Source organism: Kluyvera sp. EC_51 (assembly GCF_019584505.1).
Lineage (GTDB): Bacteria > Pseudomonadota > Gammaproteobacteria > Enterobacterales > Enterobacteriaceae > Kluyvera > Kluyvera sichuanensis.
The window spans coordinates 1-20366 of record NZ_VDAG01000037.1 but is presented as its reverse complement, the minus strand read 5'-3'; the positions used below and the strand labels follow the sequence as shown (position 1 = coordinate 20366).

The 20366-nt window shown below is 53.8% G+C and carries 8 protein-coding genes and 1 other RNA gene; 3 read left to right on the top strand and 6 right to left on the bottom strand.

Annotated features, from left to right (window positions below; all coding sequences use genetic code 11):
* Positions 1–43: 43 nt before the first annotated feature.
* The 4 genes from FHC49_RS10220 to FHC49_RS10205 form a co-directional block, all read right to left on the bottom strand.
* Positions 44–1213 (bottom strand): HlyD family efflux transporter periplasmic adaptor subunit, encoded by a 1170-nt coding sequence (locus FHC49_RS10220; RefSeq protein WP_220439694.1) that lies wholly within the window; start codon positions 1211–1213, stop codon positions 44–46.
* Positions 1210–3357 (bottom strand): type I secretion system permease/ATPase, encoded by a 2148-nt coding sequence (locus tag FHC49_RS10215; protein ID WP_220439693.1) that lies wholly within the window; start codon positions 3355–3357, stop codon positions 1210–1212. The genes FHC49_RS10220 and FHC49_RS10215 overlap by 4 nt, the downstream gene beginning before the upstream one ends.
* Before the next feature lie 23 nt (positions 3358–3380).
* Entirely contained in the window at positions 3381–4694 is a 1314-nt protein-coding gene (locus FHC49_RS10210; RefSeq protein WP_255581327.1) for a TolC family outer membrane protein, read from the bottom strand.
* Positions 4695–4791: 97 nt separating this feature from the next.
* A complete protein-coding gene (locus tag FHC49_RS10205; protein ID WP_255581326.1) occupies positions 4792–16932 on the bottom strand; it encodes an Ig-like domain-containing protein in 12141 nt (4046 codons plus the stop codon).
* A gap of 555 nt (positions 16933–17487) precedes the next feature.
* Between FHC49_RS10205 and ssrA the strand changes: the two genes are divergently transcribed.
* From ssrA to FHC49_RS10190, 3 genes are all read left to right on the top strand, one after another.
* Positions 17488–17850: a transfer-messenger RNA gene (ssrA, locus tag FHC49_RS10200) on the top strand.
* 204 nt (positions 17851–18054) lie between these two features.
* Positions 18055–19296 (top strand): integrase, encoded by a 1242-nt coding sequence (locus FHC49_RS10195; protein WP_047358992.1) that lies wholly within the window; start codon positions 18055–18057, stop codon positions 19294–19296.
* Between the two features lie 199 nt (positions 19297–19495).
* Positions 19496–19969: a hypothetical protein gene (locus FHC49_RS10190; protein ID WP_032724395.1), complete on the top strand. Its 474-nt coding sequence runs from the start codon at positions 19496–19498 to the stop codon at positions 19967–19969.
* A gap of 88 nt (positions 19970–20057) precedes the next feature.
* Here FHC49_RS10190 and FHC49_RS10185 read toward each other — a convergent pair whose 3' ends face one another.
* Entirely contained in the window at positions 20058–20267 is a 210-nt protein-coding gene (locus tag FHC49_RS10185; RefSeq protein WP_255581325.1) for an inovirus-type Gp2 protein, read from the bottom strand.
* A gap of 1 nt (position 20268) precedes the next feature.
* Positions 20269–20366 (bottom strand): IS1 family transposase (locus FHC49_RS10180; protein ID WP_000851394.1); only part of this gene is annotated, 98 nt, incomplete at its 5' end.

Genomic DNA, 20366 nt, shown 5'->3' with positions numbered 1-20366 from the left:
TCTGGCAACGCTTGCCTGCACCCGCAGGCAAGCGTCGTTTCCATCACCGTTCCCTCAGCGCTTCCTTCATCTTGTTCAGCGGCTTAATCAGGTAATCCAGCACCGATTTCTGCCCGGTCTTAATTTCCACGTTAGCAATCATCCCCGGCATGATCGGGAAACGCTTACCCTGTTTATTCACCAGCTCCGCCTGTTGCGTGCGTACGTAAACCCGGTAGTAAAATTGATCGCGGCGCACCTCATCTTGCAAGGTGTCAGGCGAAACCACCTCGACGGTGCCTTTTAAATCGCCATAGATAGAGGTGTCATAGGCGGTAATTTTGACGGTCGCCGGTAGGCCAGGGCGGATATAGGCAATATCGCGAGGGTTAATCCGCGATTCGATAAGCAGCTGATCTTCCAGCGGGACAATCTCCATCAGCTTGCCGCCGGGCTGCAGTACGCCCCCGACGGTATTCACCTGAATATCTTTCACCACCCCACGCACCGGTGAAAAAAGCGATGCTCGCTGAACCTGGTCAGCTTTGCCCGCCATCACCTGCAACTGCGCATCCAGGTCAGCATCATTCTTCACCTGCTCTTCCCGCGCCCGCACCGCATACTGGTTGCGCGCTTCATCCATCTTGCCGCGTAGCTCAGCGGCCTGACGTTCAAGGCGAATAACTTCTACCTCACCGGCTGCCCCTCGGGCAATCAGCGGCTTCGTCATTCGGATTTCCGCATCCACCAGCTGCAGCGTTTTTTGCAGATTGCTGAGGGTTTCATTCAGCGTTCTGCGCCGGGACTCGTACAGCTGCTTCTCACGGGCGACCAGCGCGGGCTCCTGCAGTGATTCGGCGCTAAACTTCAGCGGCAGCCCGCTTAGCTCCGCGCTTAAACGCTCGCTCGATGCCCGAAGCGAGCGGACGCGTACCGCCGCTTCGCCGAAGTTCGATTGAAAGCGCGTCTGGTCTAGGCGCGCCAGCATCTGCCCACGATTGACGATATCGCCCTCTTTCACCAGCAACTGGCTGACGATACCGCCGTCCAGGCTCTCAATCACCTGCGCATGGGTAGAGGGCGTGACCTTGCCGGTCCCCACGGTCACCTCATCAAGAATCGCCCAACGGGCCCACAGCACAAAGATGACAAGACCCAGAAAGCTTAACCACACCACCGACGACGAGAGACGGCTCTGGCGATTCAGCTCATCCTGCATTTTCGCTTCAATCATTGCGCACCTCCGGGAACAATCGAGGCGACGTTGCTGTTCTTCCTCGCCTGATTCAGTAACGTATCGCGCGGACCGTCAGCCACCACCTTCCCATTTTCCAGCACCACAATGCGGTCGACCAGCTTGAGCAGGGCCGGGCGATGGGTAACCAGCACCAGCGTGCGCCCGGTCAGCCACTGTTGAAGCTGGCGAATCACCCACTCTTCCAGCTGTTCGTCCATTGAAGCCGTCGGTTCATCCAGCAGCACAATTTGCGGGTTACGCACAATCAGGCGGCTCAGCAGCACCATCTGCCGCTGCCCGCCCGATAAACCGCGCCCGCCTTCGTTAATCATGCGGTCGAGGCTCGCGGCATCCTGCTGCACCAGCGTAATTGCTCCGCTAATCCGCAGCGCCTGAATCAGCTCCGCTTCGGTCGCATGGGGATGACCCAGCATCAGGTTCTGCCGCAGCGTGCCGAAAAAGAGCCTGGAGTCCTGCGAGAGATACCCAACCTGCCGCCGGACATCGGTTGGGTCGATGTGCGCCATATCAACGCCGTCGATGATAGTTTTTCCTTTGGTGGCCTGAACCTGCCCTGAAAAAAGCCGCAGCAGCGTGGATTTCCCGGCCCCGGTTTTCCCCAGAATGGCGACCCGTTCACCGGGCATAATCTCCAGCCCGTCAATACTCAACGCCTGCTCGCCCTTTTCCACGTCATAGCTGTACTGCATCTGCTGCATCTGATAGTGCCCCGCCAGCACCGGGCAGTGCGCCATCTTCTTATCCGACTCTTTATCCAGCGGTTTTTTCAGCAGTTCGTTCAGCCCGGTCATCGCCGATTTCGCGTGTTGCCAGCGCGAGAAGACCATCGTCAGCTGCATCAGCGGCGCAATGGTGCGTGACGACAGCATGCTGCACGCCACCAGCGTACCGGTGGTGATGCTGCCATCAATCACCAGAAAACAACCAAACACTAACATGCCGGCGTAGGTGATCTGCTGAACGGTGGATGCCCAGCCGCTAAGCCGCGCTCCCCAGATTCGCTGCTTCATGCCGATGCTGGCCCCGACGGCGTGCGTCGTTTCCCACTGACGCTGGAAGTAAGGCTCCGCCTGCAGCGCCTTAATGTCCTCTACCCCTTCAATCGATTCCACCAGCACGGCGTTACGAATGGCGCTCTCACGCATCCCCTCTTTAGCAAGCTTGGCCATTGGCCACTGCACCAGCAGGCCGGGGATCACAATTAACGGGATCGCGATCAGCGGGATCACCACCAACGGGCCGCCGACCATCGCGATGATCACGATAAACAGCAGCACGAAGGGCATATCCATCGCCGCACCCACCGTCGTGGAGGTCAGCAGTTCGCGCACCTGATCCAGCTCGCGCAGCTGCGAGATAAACGATCCGGTGGACTTCGGCCTGGCATCGTTTTTAATCGACATCGCCCTGGCAAAAAACATCGACGATAAATTCAGGTCAATATGTTTACCCATGATGTCCGAGATGTAGGTTCGCGCCAGACGGATAAAGAACTCCAGCGCCGCCGCCAGCAGCACGCCAAAAAACAGTACCCACAGCGTAGGGAACGACTGGGCAGGAATAACCCGGTCATAGACCTGCATCGAAAACAGAATCCCCCCCAGCGCCATCACGTTGCCGACGATAGAGGCCAGCGCGATTTCAGAGAGCTTGCGCCCAGTATGGCGGAAATGGCGCCAGAACCAGTGCGCTTCCCACGGGCGGGTAAAATCATCAATACGCGAGTCGCGCCCGCGTACCGCAATACCCAACATCACCACATCGGAAGTGATGCGCTCAAGCAGCGTCTCCAGCGCCTCTTCCCGCACCAGATCGCCGCCGTTGCTGAGCCAGTAGGTCACCAGTCCCTCGGCGTTGAGCGACTCCAGCAGCATAATTTCGCCACTTTCCATCTGCACGATGGCGGGCAGGTTCTGCGCGCTCCAGCGCATTTTCGCCACCGGGACACGGTGCACCTGTAGTCCCATCAGCCCACTCAGCCTTTGCAGGCGCACGTCGATCGGTAAATTTTCAAACCAGCGCATCTGTTGACGCACGGCAGGCGCATCCGCTGGCAGGCCAAAGCGGCCTGCCGCGCGCACCATCACATTGATCCAGCTTTCGGTATCCGGCTGTTGCATAACCACTCCTGCATCCGTGTTGTCTATAGTGCGGGTAAGTCATCACCAACGGTGCGGCTGCGCTCGATGCCTAACATATCAAGTAGGTTATCGGCGGCCCCCGCGTAGCGTACGGCAGCATCCCACGCGTCATAGCGTGCGGTTATGGTGGCGCTATCGGCCTGAAAAACGTCCTGTTCAATGCTCAGCAAATCGTTCAGGCTGCGCTTGCTGAGGCGATATTCATCGCGATAAACCCGGCGAGCCAGTTCGGCGGTGGCCGACTGCGCTTCCCCAGCCTGCTGGCGAATCTGAGCTCCGGTGAGATCGGCCCAGGCGGTCGCGGCGCGCTGGTTCATGTCCAGCTTGCTCGCTTCAACCTGAGCCTGAGCGCTTGCTCGGTCCCCTTCTGCGGCATCTACGCGAGCGCTGACCGCGCCGCCCTGGTAGAGCGGCGCATCCACCACCAACTGCACCTGATCGTCCCAGTAGTTGCTTTGATCGTTTTCATAGCGCGTCCGCCCGGCCTGCACCGAGATGGTCGGCCAATGCTGGGCCTGCGCCTGACGAATACGCTGCTCCGCCGCCAACTGCTTAGACTGGGCGCTACGCACCGCATTGCTGCGTTCATACGGAAGGGAGTTAACGGAGAATTTTTGCTTCATCAGATCTTCAGGGAGATCCGGCAGGTTGTCAGACACTACCCCCGTCAGCACGCTTAGCGCCGCCTGTGCGGTGCGTTTCTGCGCCTCAAACTGGGCAACCGTGGCGTTCATGCCGGCGATACGCGACTCCGCCTGTAGCACGTCGGACTGCGAGCTCAGGCCAGCCTGGGCCCGCAGTTTCGCCATCTCCTGAATCGCCTGAAGCGACTGGATATTATTGCGTGCGACCTGCGCCAGCGCCTGATAGCGCTTGACCTGCAGATAGGTTTGCAGCGTTTGCGTGCCAACATCGTTGAGGGCGCTGTATAGCTCGAAACGCCATGCGTCGGAGAGGTTGTACTGCTCATCAATGCTGCCGCCGGTTTTACCAAAATCGTACAGCAGCTGTTTTAGCGAAACGCCGCCAGAACCGTTGTTATTCAACGATCCGGCGGAGTCAGTACGGTGCGATCGCCCCATGTTGCCCTGCAAGGAGATCTGCGGGAACCAGGCGCTTTTCGCTTCATCAAGATTCGCCCGGCCTACGCGGATCTGCGCGGAGGCCTGGGCGATTTTTGGGTTGCGGGCAAACGCCCGCAGTATCGCTTCCTTAATGGTCAGCTGAGCCTGAAGCTGTTCGCTTGGGGCCGATTGCCACCGATATTGTCCTTCGTTACCGGGAGCCGCCAACAGATTAGCCATCGGTAACATCATTAACAGTAGAGATACGGCACGTTTCATTTTTCCACCTTAGGATTGCCCGTGGTGATATTGTTGATTGCCCGCCTCGTCCCTGAGGTGTTAATTCCCGTTAGACCATGTTGACATGCAGTCCATGCTGAATAAGGACATCGCTAAGCGTATTGGATTGCGAACTGTTGTGATAAACGTCGAACATCACGCCGTTCACTTCACGCTGTTCGGTAATCGCCCAGGTATCCGTCGCGCCGTGTTTCAGGTTGATCTGGTCGCCGTCGCTGCCTTTGATCAGCAGGTCGTCTTCCGGTTTATCGGTGATCGTCAGCGCTTCGTTAACATCCAGCGTGATGCTGTTATTCCCGGATTTGCCCAGATCGATAACTTCAATGTTGTGAACTTTCCCCGCCAGTTCGATGAGGTTCAGGATGATATTGGAGCCATCCAGCACCAAGGTGTCCGTCCCCGCGCCGCCGTCGATTTCGGTAAAGCCCAGCGATGAGAGATGGATGGTGTCGTTACCGGTGCCGCCATGTACCGTATCGCCGGTCTGCGTGGTGCCGTCGGCAAGGTCGACGCTCAGGCCGCCAATGGTGTAGGTGGTCTCCGTGGTTGTGGTATCTGTGGTGGTGGCCGTCTCATGAGTGGCGGCGGTGGTGGTCGTGGTGTTCGAACTGTCCGAACTTGTCTGCGAACTGTTGTCCGAACCTTCGTTGGCACTGGCGGCAAGCACGGAGAAGCTGGCCGCTTCCGTCATCAACGTTGAAGTACCCGGTGGTGGTGTGATGGTTGGGTTTCCGCCGCCAAGACCAACATTCAGATAGGCCATATTGCCCGCCGAATCTGCCGCAGAAAGGTAAACAATCGTGCTCAGCGAGAGGATTTTCACCAGATCCAAACCGAGATTAAGATCGGTACTCCATGTTCCGTCGGCTTTAACCGTCGCGCTTCCGAAAGCCAAATTCGCCAGGTTAATGTTAACGAGCGATCCTGCCTCAAGGTTATGCGATGTGCCGCTGAGGGTCAGAATGGCCGGTTTGGTTAACCCTAACGAACCCAATAGCCCACCGACAAGCCCAAGAAGGCCATTGATTACCCCAGATAGCACTGGCGTCAGGCCCAGATCTGGCTGGGTCAACTTCACGGCAACGTCGGTTGATTTCGTGTCGGTATTACCTACCCGGTCGGTGACGGAATAGGTAATGGTGGCGGTATTCCCCTGCAACGCTTTTAGCACGGTATTGCTGATGGAGGCCGTCCATGTGCCGTTGCTGTTCACCGTCCCGTTAAACGAGGCTCCTCCTACGGTCACCGTCACCACCGAACCAGCAGTGGCATTCGTAATCGTTCCGCTAATGAGCTGCCCGCCATTCGCTTCGTTGATATTCAGTTTGCCATCACCAAACAGCGTGGATACCGAGATAGTTGGCGTATGGAGAATAACATTCAACGCACTCGTATCGCTGGCCACTTTACCTGCGGAGTTAGTGACCGACACGCTAACGCTTTGCTGACCATCGCTCAGGCCCGTCAGCGCGCTGGACGGAACCGATACTGCCCAGGTACCGTCCGCCGCCACGGTGGCAAAATAGCTAACACCGGCCACCAGCACTTTTACCTGCGAACCGATGGCATTCTGGCTGATACCCGAAATGGTCTGTGCAACCTTCGATTCCGCGCTGTTCAACCCGCCATTCAGCACGCCCCCCACCAGGTTATCGCCGAACAGCGAGGTGATCGTGACGGAAGGCGTCGCCTGAATCGCAACGGTAACCTGCTGAGAGTCCGAGGCGACGTTGCCTGCTGCATCGGTCATCGTCACGCTGACCTTCAGGCCTGAGCTATCCTGCAGATTCTGCAATGAGGCAGCCGTTAGCGTTATTTGCCACAGTCCGTTGGCGCCGATGGTCGCCGGAATATTCAGCGCCCCGACACTGACCATAATTTGCGTGCCCACGGCCACATTGCTGCTGGTGCCGGATAAAACAGGGTTGGTCAGCAGATCGATAAGATCCAACGTCCCATCGCCAAACAGCGTGTTCAGGTGCAGCGACGGCACCGCCTGTACGATCGCGTTCACCGTTTTACTGCCGGTCACCGTATTGTTCACGGCATCAACCACCGATGCGGTAACGTTGAATACGCCGTCTTTAATCTGCGAAAGCGTTCCCGCTGGCAGCGATAACGTCCAGTTGCCGCCACTGAGATCGGCCAGATAATCGGTACCGTTTACCGTTACCTTGACCTTATTCACGCCATCCGCCAGACCGGTCACCGTTCCGGAGATAGTCTGCGCCGCAATGGCTTCTGCATGGTTAAGATAGCCGTCGTTGCCGAACAGCGAGGTGATCGCGACGACCGGCAGGTTTTTCAGCCCAATGGTAATGTTAGGCCCCAACGTGGTTAAGCTATTACCATCCGGCGTAGTCACGGTGATGCTGGTAACAAATAGCCCATCCGACAGGCTGGCAAGAACGCTCGGCGACAGGTTGATCGTAAACCCACCCGAACTGGTGCTGACGACGCCGTTAAAGATTTTCGTTCCAAAGGACACTTGGACCGTTGAACCTATCGGCGCATTGCCAATCGTACCGACGATCGTCTGGTTCGACTGCGACTCAAGAAGATTCAGCAGATTGTCACCAAACAGCGTCATGTTTTGCAGGACCGGAGCAACCAGATCCAGCTTAATCGACCCGGTCTGACTCGCGGTATTACCGTACTGATCGGCCGCCGTAATCGTAATGCCCACATTCCCTGTCCCCAGCCCCTGCAAAGCCGTTTTTACCGTATCCGGTATATTCACCGACCAATGTCCAGTACCGTCTACGTTGGTCGTAAACGCCGTGGTAGAACCAACCTGGATGGTCAGGGTTTTGCCCGCAAGATTGGTCGCCGTCCCGCTGAGGAGCGCGCCCGCCAGTTCAGGAATGCTCAAGATGCCGTTGCTAAATAGCGTGTCGAGAGAGATTGCCGGCAGATTATGGGTGACCACATTAAAGCTGGCGCTGGTGTTAATCACGTTGCCCGACGTATCGGTAATCGTCACGCCGACCGTCGCCATCCCATCCGGAAGGGCTTTGAGTACGTTGGTTGGCAGCGAAGCCGTCCAGTTCCCGAGCGCATCCACCGTCGCCTGTATCGTCTGACCACCAAGGGTAAGCACCAACGTTTTGACGTTCGCAGCCTGGCTGACCACCCCGGAAATGACCTGATTCGAGCCGCTTTCCACCAGGTTAATGACGTTATCCGCCGTCACCAGCACGTTAGTTATCGCGGGAAGGTTCGTTAGCGCCAGACCCACCGCCGTGGACTCACTGGCCTTATTACCATAGCTATCGACCACCTCGACGTTCATCGTGAGCGAACCTGCCGTCAGACCCAGCCAGATAGAAGGCGAAAGTTCGATGGAATAGCTTCCATCCGCTGCGACAGGGATGTCTTTGGCGATAGTAATACCCGCAATGATCAGTGAGACTTTTGCTCCCTGCGCGTTCCCCGTAATCTTACCGGTCAGCAGTTGCGTCACCAGCGATTCAGCAAGGTTGACCACGTTATCAGCGGTGACCTTATTGAACTGCACGTCCAGCAGTGGGTTAAGTGCGATGTTCGTCGACAGGTTTTGAGTGGTGGTGTTGCCTGCCGTATCGGTGGTGGTAACCGTCAGCGACAGCGGGCCATCACTTAATTTTGCTAAATCCGCAGCATCAAGCTTCACGCTCCAGTTTCCGGCCCCATCGACCGTAGCGCTCAAATGCGTGGACATAAAATCAACCGTAACGGTGTTGCCCGGCGCCACCACCCCTTTTAGCAAAGGGCCGGTATCAATATTAAGCGTCGTCAATACGGCCGGCAAACCTGCCGTCACGCTCAGCGTTGGAGCGGTGCCATAGACAGTAATGTCCTGCGTTTCATCATTGGTATTACCCGCCGCATCGCTGATGACTGCTTTAATTTCGTAAGTTCCATTACTTAGCGCAGTCATATCGCTTATCGGCACGTTCGCCGACCAGACTCCCCCTGAAACCTGCGCATAATACGTTTTACTGTTCAGCGTAATGGTCACCCAGCCGCCATTCATGTCGGACGTTCCGCTGATAACCTGCACCATCCCTTTTTCACTGATATTCACATAGCCATCCGTAGCAAACGTATTCAGACCTAACGTTGGGGCAACACGGTCAACAATCACCGTTTGAGTACCGCTCACCCCTTGCGCGGCAGAGCTGGTTACGGTGATCGTATAGTTGCCGTCAGTTGGGAACCCCGAGGTCGGAAACGTTACACTCCAGGTTCCATCATTGTTCACAAGGAGATCAGGGATTAACGTAGAGAAACCTGACTGTGTATTCAGGATCGTAACATCCACAAGCGAGCCAATTGGGAGGTTAAGCGCGTGGCCAGAGATCGACACATTTCCACTTGAAAGCTCAGTGGCGTTGATATAGTTATCACTAGCCACCGCATCAACGCTGAGCAAAGGCGCCGCATTGGTGAGGTTAATAACCAGCGCCCCGACATTGCCTGCTGTTGCCGTGTTCCCCGCCTGATCTTGCGCCGTAACCGAAATATCCCCGGCGGTGAGCAATTTCATCTGCGTAGGCGTTAACTGAAGCGACCAACTGCCGTCGGCCTGCACCGTGGTGGTGAAGGTGTTAGTGACGATGCCAGTAAAGGTGACGGTAATCGTATCGCCCTTCTGCAGATGGCTGGAGGTACCGCTAATCACCTGATTGGTCAAACTTTCGATGTAAGTCAGCGTGTTATCGCCAGCAAACGGTGTAGTGACGGTAACGGTCGGCTTGTCCAGCAGCAACGTAACCGTCGTGCTGGCGGTATTGGTGTTATGGACACCATCATCAAGTGACACGGTGATATTCTGCAAACCGCGTTCGCTAACGTCCGACCACTGATCGGCGGTCAGCTTCAGCGTCCACAAGGTTCCCGTTACCTGGGCATCAAACGTATGTGTGCCGATCGTCACTTTCACCGTCGATCCAGACGCATACGGTGACGAAAGCGTGCCGTTGAACGTCACGCTGCCCGTTGACGCATCCACCGCGTTAACAAACGTTGGCGCGGTGACGGTCACCGAAGGTGGCGTCAGCGCAACCTGATAATTTGTCGTACTGGTCGTGCTGTTGCCGTACTGATCCTGCGCATAGATGACTATCTGATGCTGCCCAGCAGAGAGCGATTGTAAAGACCCGGCAGGCAAGTTAACCGTCCAGTTTCCAGTCGCATCAACCGTTGCCGTGTAAAGCACGCCGTTAACGTCAACCTTCACCGTCACATACTGGTTCGCCCCAGTAACCCCGGTTTTGCCGGTCAACGTCGCCGCGCCCGCCGCCTCTTTGATATTGAGGAAGCCATCGCCGAATGGGTTAATCACCTCTGGAGAAGGCCGCACAGAATGTACTGTGACATTGATAGGGGTGGAGGTATTGCTGTTGCCCGCGCGGTCAGTCACCGTCACGGTAAAGCCCAGGGAGTCCAGATTTTTCAGCGCCGCCAGATTCAATTGCGGGATGGTGACCGACCAGTTGCCATTAGCATCTACCGTGCCTGTCGTATAAACCGTGCCGCCTAACGTCAACACGACGCTCTGACCGGTACCGATAACACCGGTATTCCCTTTGATAATTTGATCCGTCTGGGTTTCGGCGTAGTTAATAACGCTATCACCAAACGGCGTGAGGTAAGTTGCCACCGGCAGCGTATGGGTTAGCACCTCAAAACTGCCCTGCCCGGAAATCTGGTTACCGGCAATATCGGTCACGGTCACGTTAACCTGCAGCACACCGTCCGTCAGCGCCTTAAGATCCGCACTCGACATTGGCAATGACCAGGTGCCATTACTCAATACCTGAGCGGCAACCGCCGGTCCGTTATTGATGCTGACCATTACCGATTTCACCAGCGTAGAATCGATATTAAGTGCGCCGGTCAGAGCACCTGGACCGGATGCTTCAACTGCGTTTAATATCCCATCGATGAACGGTTTAGCCAGAGTCGGAGGGGTCAACGGGTCGGTATAGACCTTCACATCAAGCGCATCGGACACTACCTGATTACCCGCTCTATCTCCCACCACCAGCGCTAGCTTATGGCCACCATCCTGGATGGCGTTCAGCTGAGATGGCGTCAGTACCACCGACCAGTTGCCGTTAATATCAACCGTACCGGTGAACTCCAGGGAACCATCTAAGGTAACTTTTACGGTTTGCCCCACTCCCGATTGCCCGGTACTACCAGTCAGTGTAATCCCGGCATTAGCTTCTGCCTGGCTTAAAATATTGTCGGTACCAAACACATTGGCCGGTAGCGTTGCCTGAGCCACACCCAGCATCACATCCAGATTTCCGTGCGCCGTGGCCGGATTTCCCCAGGCATCATTCGCGGTAACCGTAACGTCCAACTGACCGCTGGTTTTCAACGCCCCTGGCGTGACGGCCACAGTCCAGGTATTGCCTGAAACGGTACCGTAAAACTTATCATTGCCAATCGTTACCGTAACCGAAGTGCCATTTACCAAACCGGTGACCGTTCCGCTCAGCGTAGCACCTGCCTTCGCCTCAGCGATGCTGACGATATTATCGACAAACATTGACCCCAGCGTGATGCTTGGCCCACTGGTCGTGTTGACGCTCACATTCACGGTATTTTTCGCGGTATTTCCTGCCGCATCGGTGCTGGTAAAAACAAGCGATGCCGACGGCGGGAGCGATTGCAGGTCGGCTGCCAGCAGCGTCATCTGCCAATTGCCCTGACCGTCGACGACCGCCGAGATAGTTCTGTTATTGATGTTGAGCGACACGGTTTCACCCACGCTCCCCTTACCACTAACGATGCGATCGACCGCCGCTTCAGCAATATTGAGATAGCCGTCGCTGAAGACCGAATTCACCACGTCCACCACAAGCGTTGGCGCAGCCGTATCTACAGTGATGTTATGCGTGGTGCTGGCAGGGTTTTGCGCTGCATCAGCGGCGTCCGCCTTGATGGTGTAAGAGGTATCCGTCAGTGCCTGGACATCGCCCTTCGGTACGGTGAAACTCCAGTTACCGTTTTTGTCTACGGTCGCGGTGTAGGACTTCGTATTCAGTACTACCGACACCACCGTCCCGGTAGCCAACCCTGTCGATGTACCGTTAATCAGTAGCGAAGTCTGATGTTCAAGGGCGTTAATCACATCATCCTGCGCGATCACGGTGATAGCGAGCGTCGGCTGTGAAGCTGGCTGGGCGATAAAGGTGACAGAATGTTCGCCTGATGCAATATTCCCGGCAAGATCGCTGACCGTCACGCTAATCACCTGCGCGCCGTCAAGGATATTGGCAACATCAGTTTGAGGAACGGTGAGTGACCACGTGCCGCCAGCCTGCACCTTCGTGGTGTAGGTCTGACCGCCAAAAATAACCTTCACATCCCGGCCAACCTCAACGTTCAGCGTGGTACCGCTGATGATGAGATCGCTACCGGCTTCAACTTTATTGACGTAATCATCGGTCGAGATTTTGTCTATCTGAATCTTCGGCGCATTGAGCGGTGACGCATCCAGCGTGAAGCTTGTCGATGTCGTCGTGCTGTTACCCGCATAGTCTGTGGCCGTCACCTTCACCGTGACCGGGCCATCTGACACGCCAGAGAGCGCGCCAGCAGGCAGCATAATACCCCAGGTGCCATTCGACTGGAGTATTGCATCATAACTTTGCCCGTTTACCAGTACGACGAGCGTCAGCACGTGCTTAGAGTCATACGTCCCCGTTCCGCTAATCGTCAGCGGGCCCGCGGCTTCAATGCTGTTGACAATGTTATCGACGGTGACCGAGTCAACGCTAAACGTTGGCGCAATCTTATCCACCACCAACGGAGCCGTTGTCGAATTCTGATTACCGACGGCATCAATAACGCTAACGTTCACCGTATGATCGCCATTGCCTAATACCGCCAACTGCCCCGGCGTCAGCGCCAGCGTCCAGTTGCCGTTTGCATCAACGACGGCGTTCAGCGGAGTACCATTATCCAGGGTGATAGTAACAAGCTGCCCTGCCCCCTTGATGCCGGTAGTGCCGCTCAGGCTTCCGCCAACCAGCGCTTCGGCGGCATTAATTACGCCATCGCCAAATGGCAAATGAATCGCGGGCTGCGGCAGCGTCTGGGTAATAATCGTAAACTGATGCTCGCTGGAGACGACTTTGCCATCCACATCCAGCGCTGAAACGGTGATCGTCGCGGTTCCATCTGCAATCGCAGCGGCATTCTGCTTCGGCACCGTCGTAGTCCAGGTTCCGCTTGCGGAAACGGTGGCGGCATACTGCACGCCGTTAATGGTGATCGTCACAACGCTATTTTCAGGGATCCGCGCAGAGGTACCGCTGATGGTCAACCCATCATCGATGCCCGCCGCGTTGATTTTATCCGTTCCCTCGACGGGGCCCACGGTAAGCGCACTGATATCGGTATCAACGCGGAAATCTTCGCTGACCGATGGCGAGGTGTTGCCAGCCGTATCTGTGACGGTAGCCGTCACGCTATAGGTTCCTTTGGACATCCCGGAGAGCGTTGAGGAAGGGACAAATACCGACCAACTGCCGTCTGAACCCACGATGACATCAGACAATGCGCTACCATTAAAAATCACCGTGACTTTAGCACCAGCCTCCATCGGTACCACTTTCCCTGTTAGCGTAATACCCGCATTTAGCTCCGCAATATCAACGATATTGTCTTTGGTCACGGGATCAATCACCACGTTCGGCGCAATGGTGTCGACGGTGACGTTATGGTTCACCGTTGTGCTATTACCTGCGGCATCCGTCGCGGTTACCGTAATGGTCGTGACGCCGTTGGGTAAGACGGACAGCGCAACGGTGTCGAGCGCAACTGACCAACTGCCGTTGAGAAGCGTCATCGGATAGGATTTATTATTAATCGTCACCACGACCGATTGTGCATCGGCTGACGCGCTGGCCGTCAGGGTAACGCCCTGAGCAATATTAATACTGCCCAACAGATCGTTCGCGTTAACCGGTGCGACCGTTAATACCGGCGGTGTTTTATCTACGGTGAAGGAGGCAGAGGTGGAACCGGGGTTACCCGCCACGTCGGAGTAGTTAAAGGTTATCGAATTGGCACCATCGGCCAGGCTCCCCATCGCCCCCTTCGGCAGCGTGATTGACCATGAACCGTCAGCCTGTACAACGCCAACGTATTGCTGGCCATTCAGCATCGCAACTATTTTTTGACCACTTCCGGAAATTCCCGTTTTCCCGGCAATTGTTTGGTCTTTAGACGATTCACTGAGGTTAACAATATTATCGCCACCAAAAAGCGGATCGACGGAAAATGCAAATTTTGTATGGATAGCCACCGTAAAGCTATGGCTATCAATCACGGTGACCCCGTTGCTTGTGGCGCTCGCCGTGAGCGTAATCGGCCCATCCGCCAGGCCGGTTAACGATAAAGGGTTTGTCTGCCAGGAGCCATCCGCTAAGACGGTGGCGGTATACGCCACACCGTTGAACATCACGGTAACAACGGTTCCCTGCGGCAAACCGGCGCTGGTTCCCCGGATGATCAGGCCGCCACTGGCTTCCGCGATATTCAGGTAATCATCGCCAGCGACAATGTTAATGGACAGCGCATCGCTGTTGGTATCGACGCTAAAATTGGAGTTAAGCGTTGTGTTTTGCCCGTAGCCATCCGTTATGCTGACCGTTAGGTTTTGTGAACCATCCTCTAATTTTTGCAACTCAGCGGCCGGAATTGTAACCTGCCAATCACCGGATGCGTTGGTGACGGTTTGGTAGCTTTTGCCATTCAATACCACCGTCACCGAACTATTGGCCTCTGCGTTCGACCCTCCGCGCAGGATTTGATCGGATTTGACCTCCGCCGCATCAAGCACGTTGCCGTCGGTGAAAGCCTGCACCGAGATCTTCAACACCGCCGTTTTCACGCTGACCGTTTGCGTTACCGTGGTGGTATTTCCTGCCGCATCGGTTAACGTAGCGATCAGAGTGCTATTGCCGGCTACCAGTTTACTGAGGTCCGATGTTGGCAATGAAATCTGCCAGGAACCATCTTCTCCAACGAGAACGCCAGGGTAGGTCTTTCCATTGAGCGACACCACCACGGTTTTCCCGCTTTCGCTCACCGAACTCATTCCCCTTAACGTCTGGTCGCTCAACAACTCGCTGCCATTAAGCTTGCCGTCTCCCGTTAGCGGCAGGATGGTCAGAGGTGGCGGAACGGTATCCACAACGGCCGTTGCCGACGCTTTGCTGGTATTGCCTGAGGCATCACTAGCATTTGCCGTTACAGTCAGCACGCCATCGGCTATTTTTTGCAAATCACCCGCAGGAACCGTGACCTTCCACGTACCGTTGGTATCGACCGTTGCATTATAGGTTTTACCGCCGAGTTGAACGGTAACCGATTGACCCGCCCCCGTTACGTGAGTGCTACCACTCAGAGTCTGATCAGATTTCTGCTCGCTCGCATTCAGATAACCGTCACCAAACACCGGGTCAAATTCCAGATTAGGCAGGTTGTGGATCTGTACGTTCAGCGTGTGCTCATCCGTTGCAGTATCAGTATTGAGAATGGCCTCCGCCGTAATCGTTTTAGGTCCATCCGACAAGGCGATGAGATCATCCGACGGGATCGCCACACTCCAGTTCCCGGCGGCGTCAATATTGCTCACAGGGTAGTGTTTTCCATCTATCGTTACGCTAACCGTAACGCCTGGCGCATATCCCGTTACCACGCCGCGTATTTCCAGCGGCTGCGACGCTTCGTTGGCATTCAGGTAATCATCGACCGAGAGGATGGCGATGGCGATGGCGGAGTGAGACGTATCAACGGCAAAATTTTCAGTCGCACTGGTACCGCTCCCCGATACAGTAATCGTTGAAGTCCCATCGGCCAACGATCCTAAATCTCCCGCTGGGATGGTCGTTTTCCATGAGCCATCACTTAACACCTGGGCGTAATAGGCTTTATTAATCCCTAGAATGGTGATGGTCAAAATCGTCCCAGTGGGGAGATTTATGGAATGGCCGCTCACCGTCTGGTTAAGCAGTATTTCCGCACTGTTGATACTGTTATCGCTCGTAAAGGGATCAATGGTAATGCTTGAGATAACAAAATGCGTATGAACGGTTTCGCTGCTGGTGGTCACGTTACCGGCAGGGTCCGTCGCGCTGTAGGTAATCGTGTAGTCCCGACCATCACTCAATTGCGCCATGTCCGCCTGAGGGATAGTTAACTTCCATTGCCCGTTCGCGTCAGGCACCGTGGTGTATTGTTTGCCATTCAGCGTGACAACGATTGTTGATCCCGCATCTTTCACATCAATAGTGCCGCTCACAATCTTATCGGCACTATGCTGCGCCTGCGTCACCGTTCCCCCAGTTGTAAACGGCGTCACCGTTAGCTGAGGAGGTACGGTATCCACCGTGATCACACTCTCTTTAGAATAAGTCGCACCGCCAGAGGTGGTGAGGGTGACTTTGAGGGAATAGATACCATCAGCCAGCGTTTGCAGAAGTGAAGGCGGCAACTGAGAGCTCCAGCTACCGTCAGCATTAATCGTCGTGCTCCAGGTCTGACCGTTCAGGCTAATCGTCAGCGTGCTGCCCGCAAACTGAGACTGAACGCTACCGCTAACGGTTTGTGCCGAGCCAATTTCCTGTTTATTAATAATATTATCGGTCGCAACGGGTGCAATGGTGATCGTAGGTGTTGGCGTTGTTGTCTGCTTATTGTCACTACTGCCGCCGCTATTGCTCGCCGCTGCCGCCACACCAATTACGCCGCCAAAGGCAGCAATCCCACCCAGCACGGCAAGCGCAGATAGGCCGCCCGCGCCAATCAGCGAACCCAGCGCTACATCGCTGAATACAGGCACGATCGCTTCGGCAGCAATAGGCCCCGCCTCCGCCGCCGCAGGGAATACCGCATGATGAACGCCCAACTGATCTTCAAAGATAAGCTCGCTATGCAACCCCTCTTCATCCAACAGGAAGAAGTTTTGGTAGCGCACCGTCGTGCCATCCTTCATATGGATAATCAAGTCATTTCCCTGGCGTTCATAAGAACCCACAACGTCAGGAGAAGCATGAACGCGAACGACACTCGACTGCGTCAGGTTGACAACCCGATCGCTTTCTTTTGTATATTCCATCACGAGATTACCGGTTTTCCGGTTTAATACATCGACGGCGCCTGGCAGGCTATTTGACGGGGGCATAGATTCACCTCGAAAAAATTTCGAATATGGTCATCAACCCTCGTCTATACGAGAGCTAACGCACAGTATTAAATTTGTGAAATTTATGACTTCTGCTACACACTCTTACTTAAAGCTCATCCAATTGTTTTTAAAGGAAAAACAATCAAATAGCATTGAAATTAAAAAACAGCAATATAAACACATATATACAAGGTTCTATGTATAGGCAAATGCAAAGGTAACAAAACATTGTTATTTTTCACGATGTACAATATATCTCTCAATTATCAAAAAATAAGTTAAGCCTGACTAAATCAGTGATAGAAGAGAATTAATTAAAATTTAAATAATCAACACGTTAAAAAGAATATTTTGAATATATATGATATATCATGTTTTTATTTTAATATTCTTTGATCGATACGTTTCTATAACCATAAACGCAAAAACAGAGACCGTAGACTCTGCACGGTGCCTGTTCATATTTTAGCCGCATCTTCCATATCAACACCCCACCACAATCTGGGCTGGTATGCCGCATAACAAATCTGTTATACTTTCTGCCACACTATTGGGGCTGATTCTGGATTCGACGGGATTTGCGAAACCCAAGGTGCATGCCGAGGGGCGGTTGGCCTCGTAAAAAGCCGCAAAAAATAGTCGCAAACGACGAAAACTACGCTTTAGCAGCTTAATAACCTGCTCTGAGCCCTCTCTCCCTAGCTTCCGCTCTTAAGACGGGGATCAAAGAGAGGTCAAACCCAAAAGAGATCGCGTGGAAGCCCTGCCTGGGGTTGAAGCGTTAAAACTAATCAGGCTAGTCTGGTAGTGGCGTGTCTGTCCGCAGGTGCCAGGCGAATGTAAAGACTGACTAAGCATGTAGTGCCGAGGATGTAGGAATTTCGGACGCGGGTTCAACTCCCGCCAGCTCCACCAAAATTCTCCATCGGTGATTACCAGAGTCATCCGATGAAGTCCTAAGAGCCCGCACGGCACAAGCCCTGCGGGCTTTTTTGTGCCTTCAATTTGTCCCGCGAAGTCCGAAGAGAACTAATTAAATCCGAACCTTTTAGGCCCATTGATAGGCCCAACGAAAAGCTCTATTGTTTTCGTTGGGCCTAAACGCATGGAGACTCCCCCATGGCAAGAAAAACCAAGCCGTTAACCGATACGGAAATCAAAGCCGCCAAACCTAAAGCTACCGATTACCAGCTGTATGATGGTGACGGGCTTACTCTATTAATCAAGTCCAGTGGTAGTAAGCTCTGGCAGTTCCGTTACTATCGGCCTCTGACCAAGCAGCGAACCAAACAGAGCTTCGGTGCATACCCTGCCATATCCCTTTCTGATGCGCGTAAACTCAGAGCTGAATCTCGAGTTTTGTTGGCGAAAGACATTGATCCTCAGGAACATCAGAAAGAACAGGTAAGAAATTCTCAAGAGGCTAAAACCAACACTTTCTTGCTAGTTGCCCAGCGTTGGTGGAATGTGAAGAAAGCCAGCGTAACAGAAGGCTATGCCGACGATATCTGGCGCTCACTTGAGAGAGATATTTTTCCAGCAATCGGTGATATCAGTGTCACTGAGATTAAGGCCCATACTCTGGTTAAAGCAGTGCAGCCGGTCCAGGCCAGAGGTGCATTAGAGACAGTCCGACGCCTTTGTCAGCGTATTAACGAAGTCATGATTTATGCGCAGAACACAGGCCTGATTGATGCAGTTCCCAGTGTAAATATCGGAAAAGCGTTCGAGAAACCGCAAAAGAAAAACATGCCGAGTATCCGTCCGGATCAGCTTCCACAGTTAATGCAAACAATGCGTACAGCAAGTATCAGTGTGTCAACGCGGTGCTTGTTCATGTGGCAGCTTCTCACCATTACCCGCCCTGCCGAAGCTGCTGAGGCTCGATGGGATGAGATCGATTTCAATGCTAGCGAATGGAAAATTCCTGCAGCTCGAATGAAGATGAACCGGGACCATACGGTTCCACTATCCAATGAGGCTCTCTCTATTCTGGAAATGATGAAGTCACTCAGTGGTGGCCGTGAATTTATCTTTCCCAGTCGCATCAAACCAACCCAGCCAATGAACAGCCAAACAGTTAATGCCGCACTGAAGCGTGCTGGCTTAGGAGGCGTACTCGTTTCACACGGCTTACGTTCTATCGCCAGTACAGCACTCAATGAGAAAGGATTTCCGCCTGATGTCATTGAAGCAGCACTGGCTCATGTGGACAAAAATGAGGTTCGTCGCGCTTACAACCGCAGTGATTACCTTGAGCAACGTCGTCCGATGATGCAGTGGTGGGCTTACTTTGTGAAAAAGGCAGATAGTGGCAGACTCACTGACGTTGAATTAACAACATTAAAGCTAACTGGATAAGACCAATTCTTAATCCACACAAGCGAAAAACAGGAGTGTGCGGTAATGGCGCAATCCAGTTATATAAAGTCTAACTCCCTAGGCTTCACGTATGATTCGACCGGACAGCATTGACTCATACTACGCTGAATAAATCCTAAGGAGCCTGCCATTGGTACGTATGCTTACAAACACTCGTATGCTAAATCAGGGGATAATATTGTTTACCATTGAGACTGCACGTGAAGAGGCGAATAGGTTTCGAAAGATACTCGAAACATGTGATCCGTCAACAACCTACCTTGTACCTCACGGCTTCCCGGTAATGAGTTGCAAGCTTTGCTCAATGTTACTTTCCTTCCACTTTCTGCAATTATGGCCCGAACTGGAATTGAAAGGGGTCACTGGAGTCACCGGTAAAAATGGCGCAATAACTCACTTCTGGCTGGAAGTGGAAAATTACGTTATTGATATCACCGGAGATCAATACAACATCATCAACGCCAGTAAACTAAACGAAAATATCGTAAGAAACAGGCCCTTTATGCCTGTTCACGTCGCTAACCAAAAGGATAGCTATCTCTATAATTTATTTGAAATTAAAGGGAAAGAGCATTTGAGCTATGGCTTTCCGACAATCGGTGATGATTTCATCGATGAGATGGAATGTGATTATCGCCAGCTTGTCAGGTGATGGTGGAAATAGAATCAAGAAATAGATGCAAACCTGCGCTTTTATCGGCAAGTCTGCATCATAAGCTCTAAAGGCCTCTCAGCTGCCGTCATATTAACTGACTAGTGCCAAAGTTACGATAGCCGTCATGGGAATCTTTACTGTACGTTTTTGCTAGGTAAGCAACACGTAGCAGGAAGTCGTAATAATCGGGACTTAACGTTAACGCATCCTGCCGGGTGAACCAGGCGCTGTGATTTTTCGGGAATTCAACCCGACTGGCATAGTAAGGATAACTTAGCCCTGGTAATGACTCCAACTTATTGATAGTGTTTTATGTTCAGATAATGCCCGATGACTTTGTCATGCAGCTCCACCGATTTTGAGAACGACAGCGACTTCCGTCCCAGCCGTGCCA

Excerpts from the sequence above, each read along its gene's own strand:
- FHC49_RS10210 (WP_255581327.1), bottom strand. The coding sequence starts at position 4,694 with ATGATGTTACCGATGGCTAATCTGTTGGCGGCTCCCGGTAACGAAGGA.
- FHC49_RS10205 (WP_255581326.1), bottom strand. The coding sequence starts at position 16,932 with ATGCCCCCGTCAAATAGCCTGCCAGGCGCCGTCGATGTATTAAACCGG.
- FHC49_RS10215 (WP_220439693.1), bottom strand. The coding sequence starts at position 3,357 with ATGCAACAGCCGGATACCGAAAGCTGGATCAATGTGATGGTGCGCGCG.
- FHC49_RS10195 (WP_047358992.1), top strand. The coding sequence starts at position 18,055 with ATGGCAAGAAAAACCAAGCCGTTAACCGATACGGAAATCAAAGCCGCC.
- FHC49_RS10220 (WP_220439694.1), bottom strand. The coding sequence starts at position 1,213 with ATGATTGAAGCGAAAATGCAGGATGAGCTGAATCGCCAGAGCCGTCTC.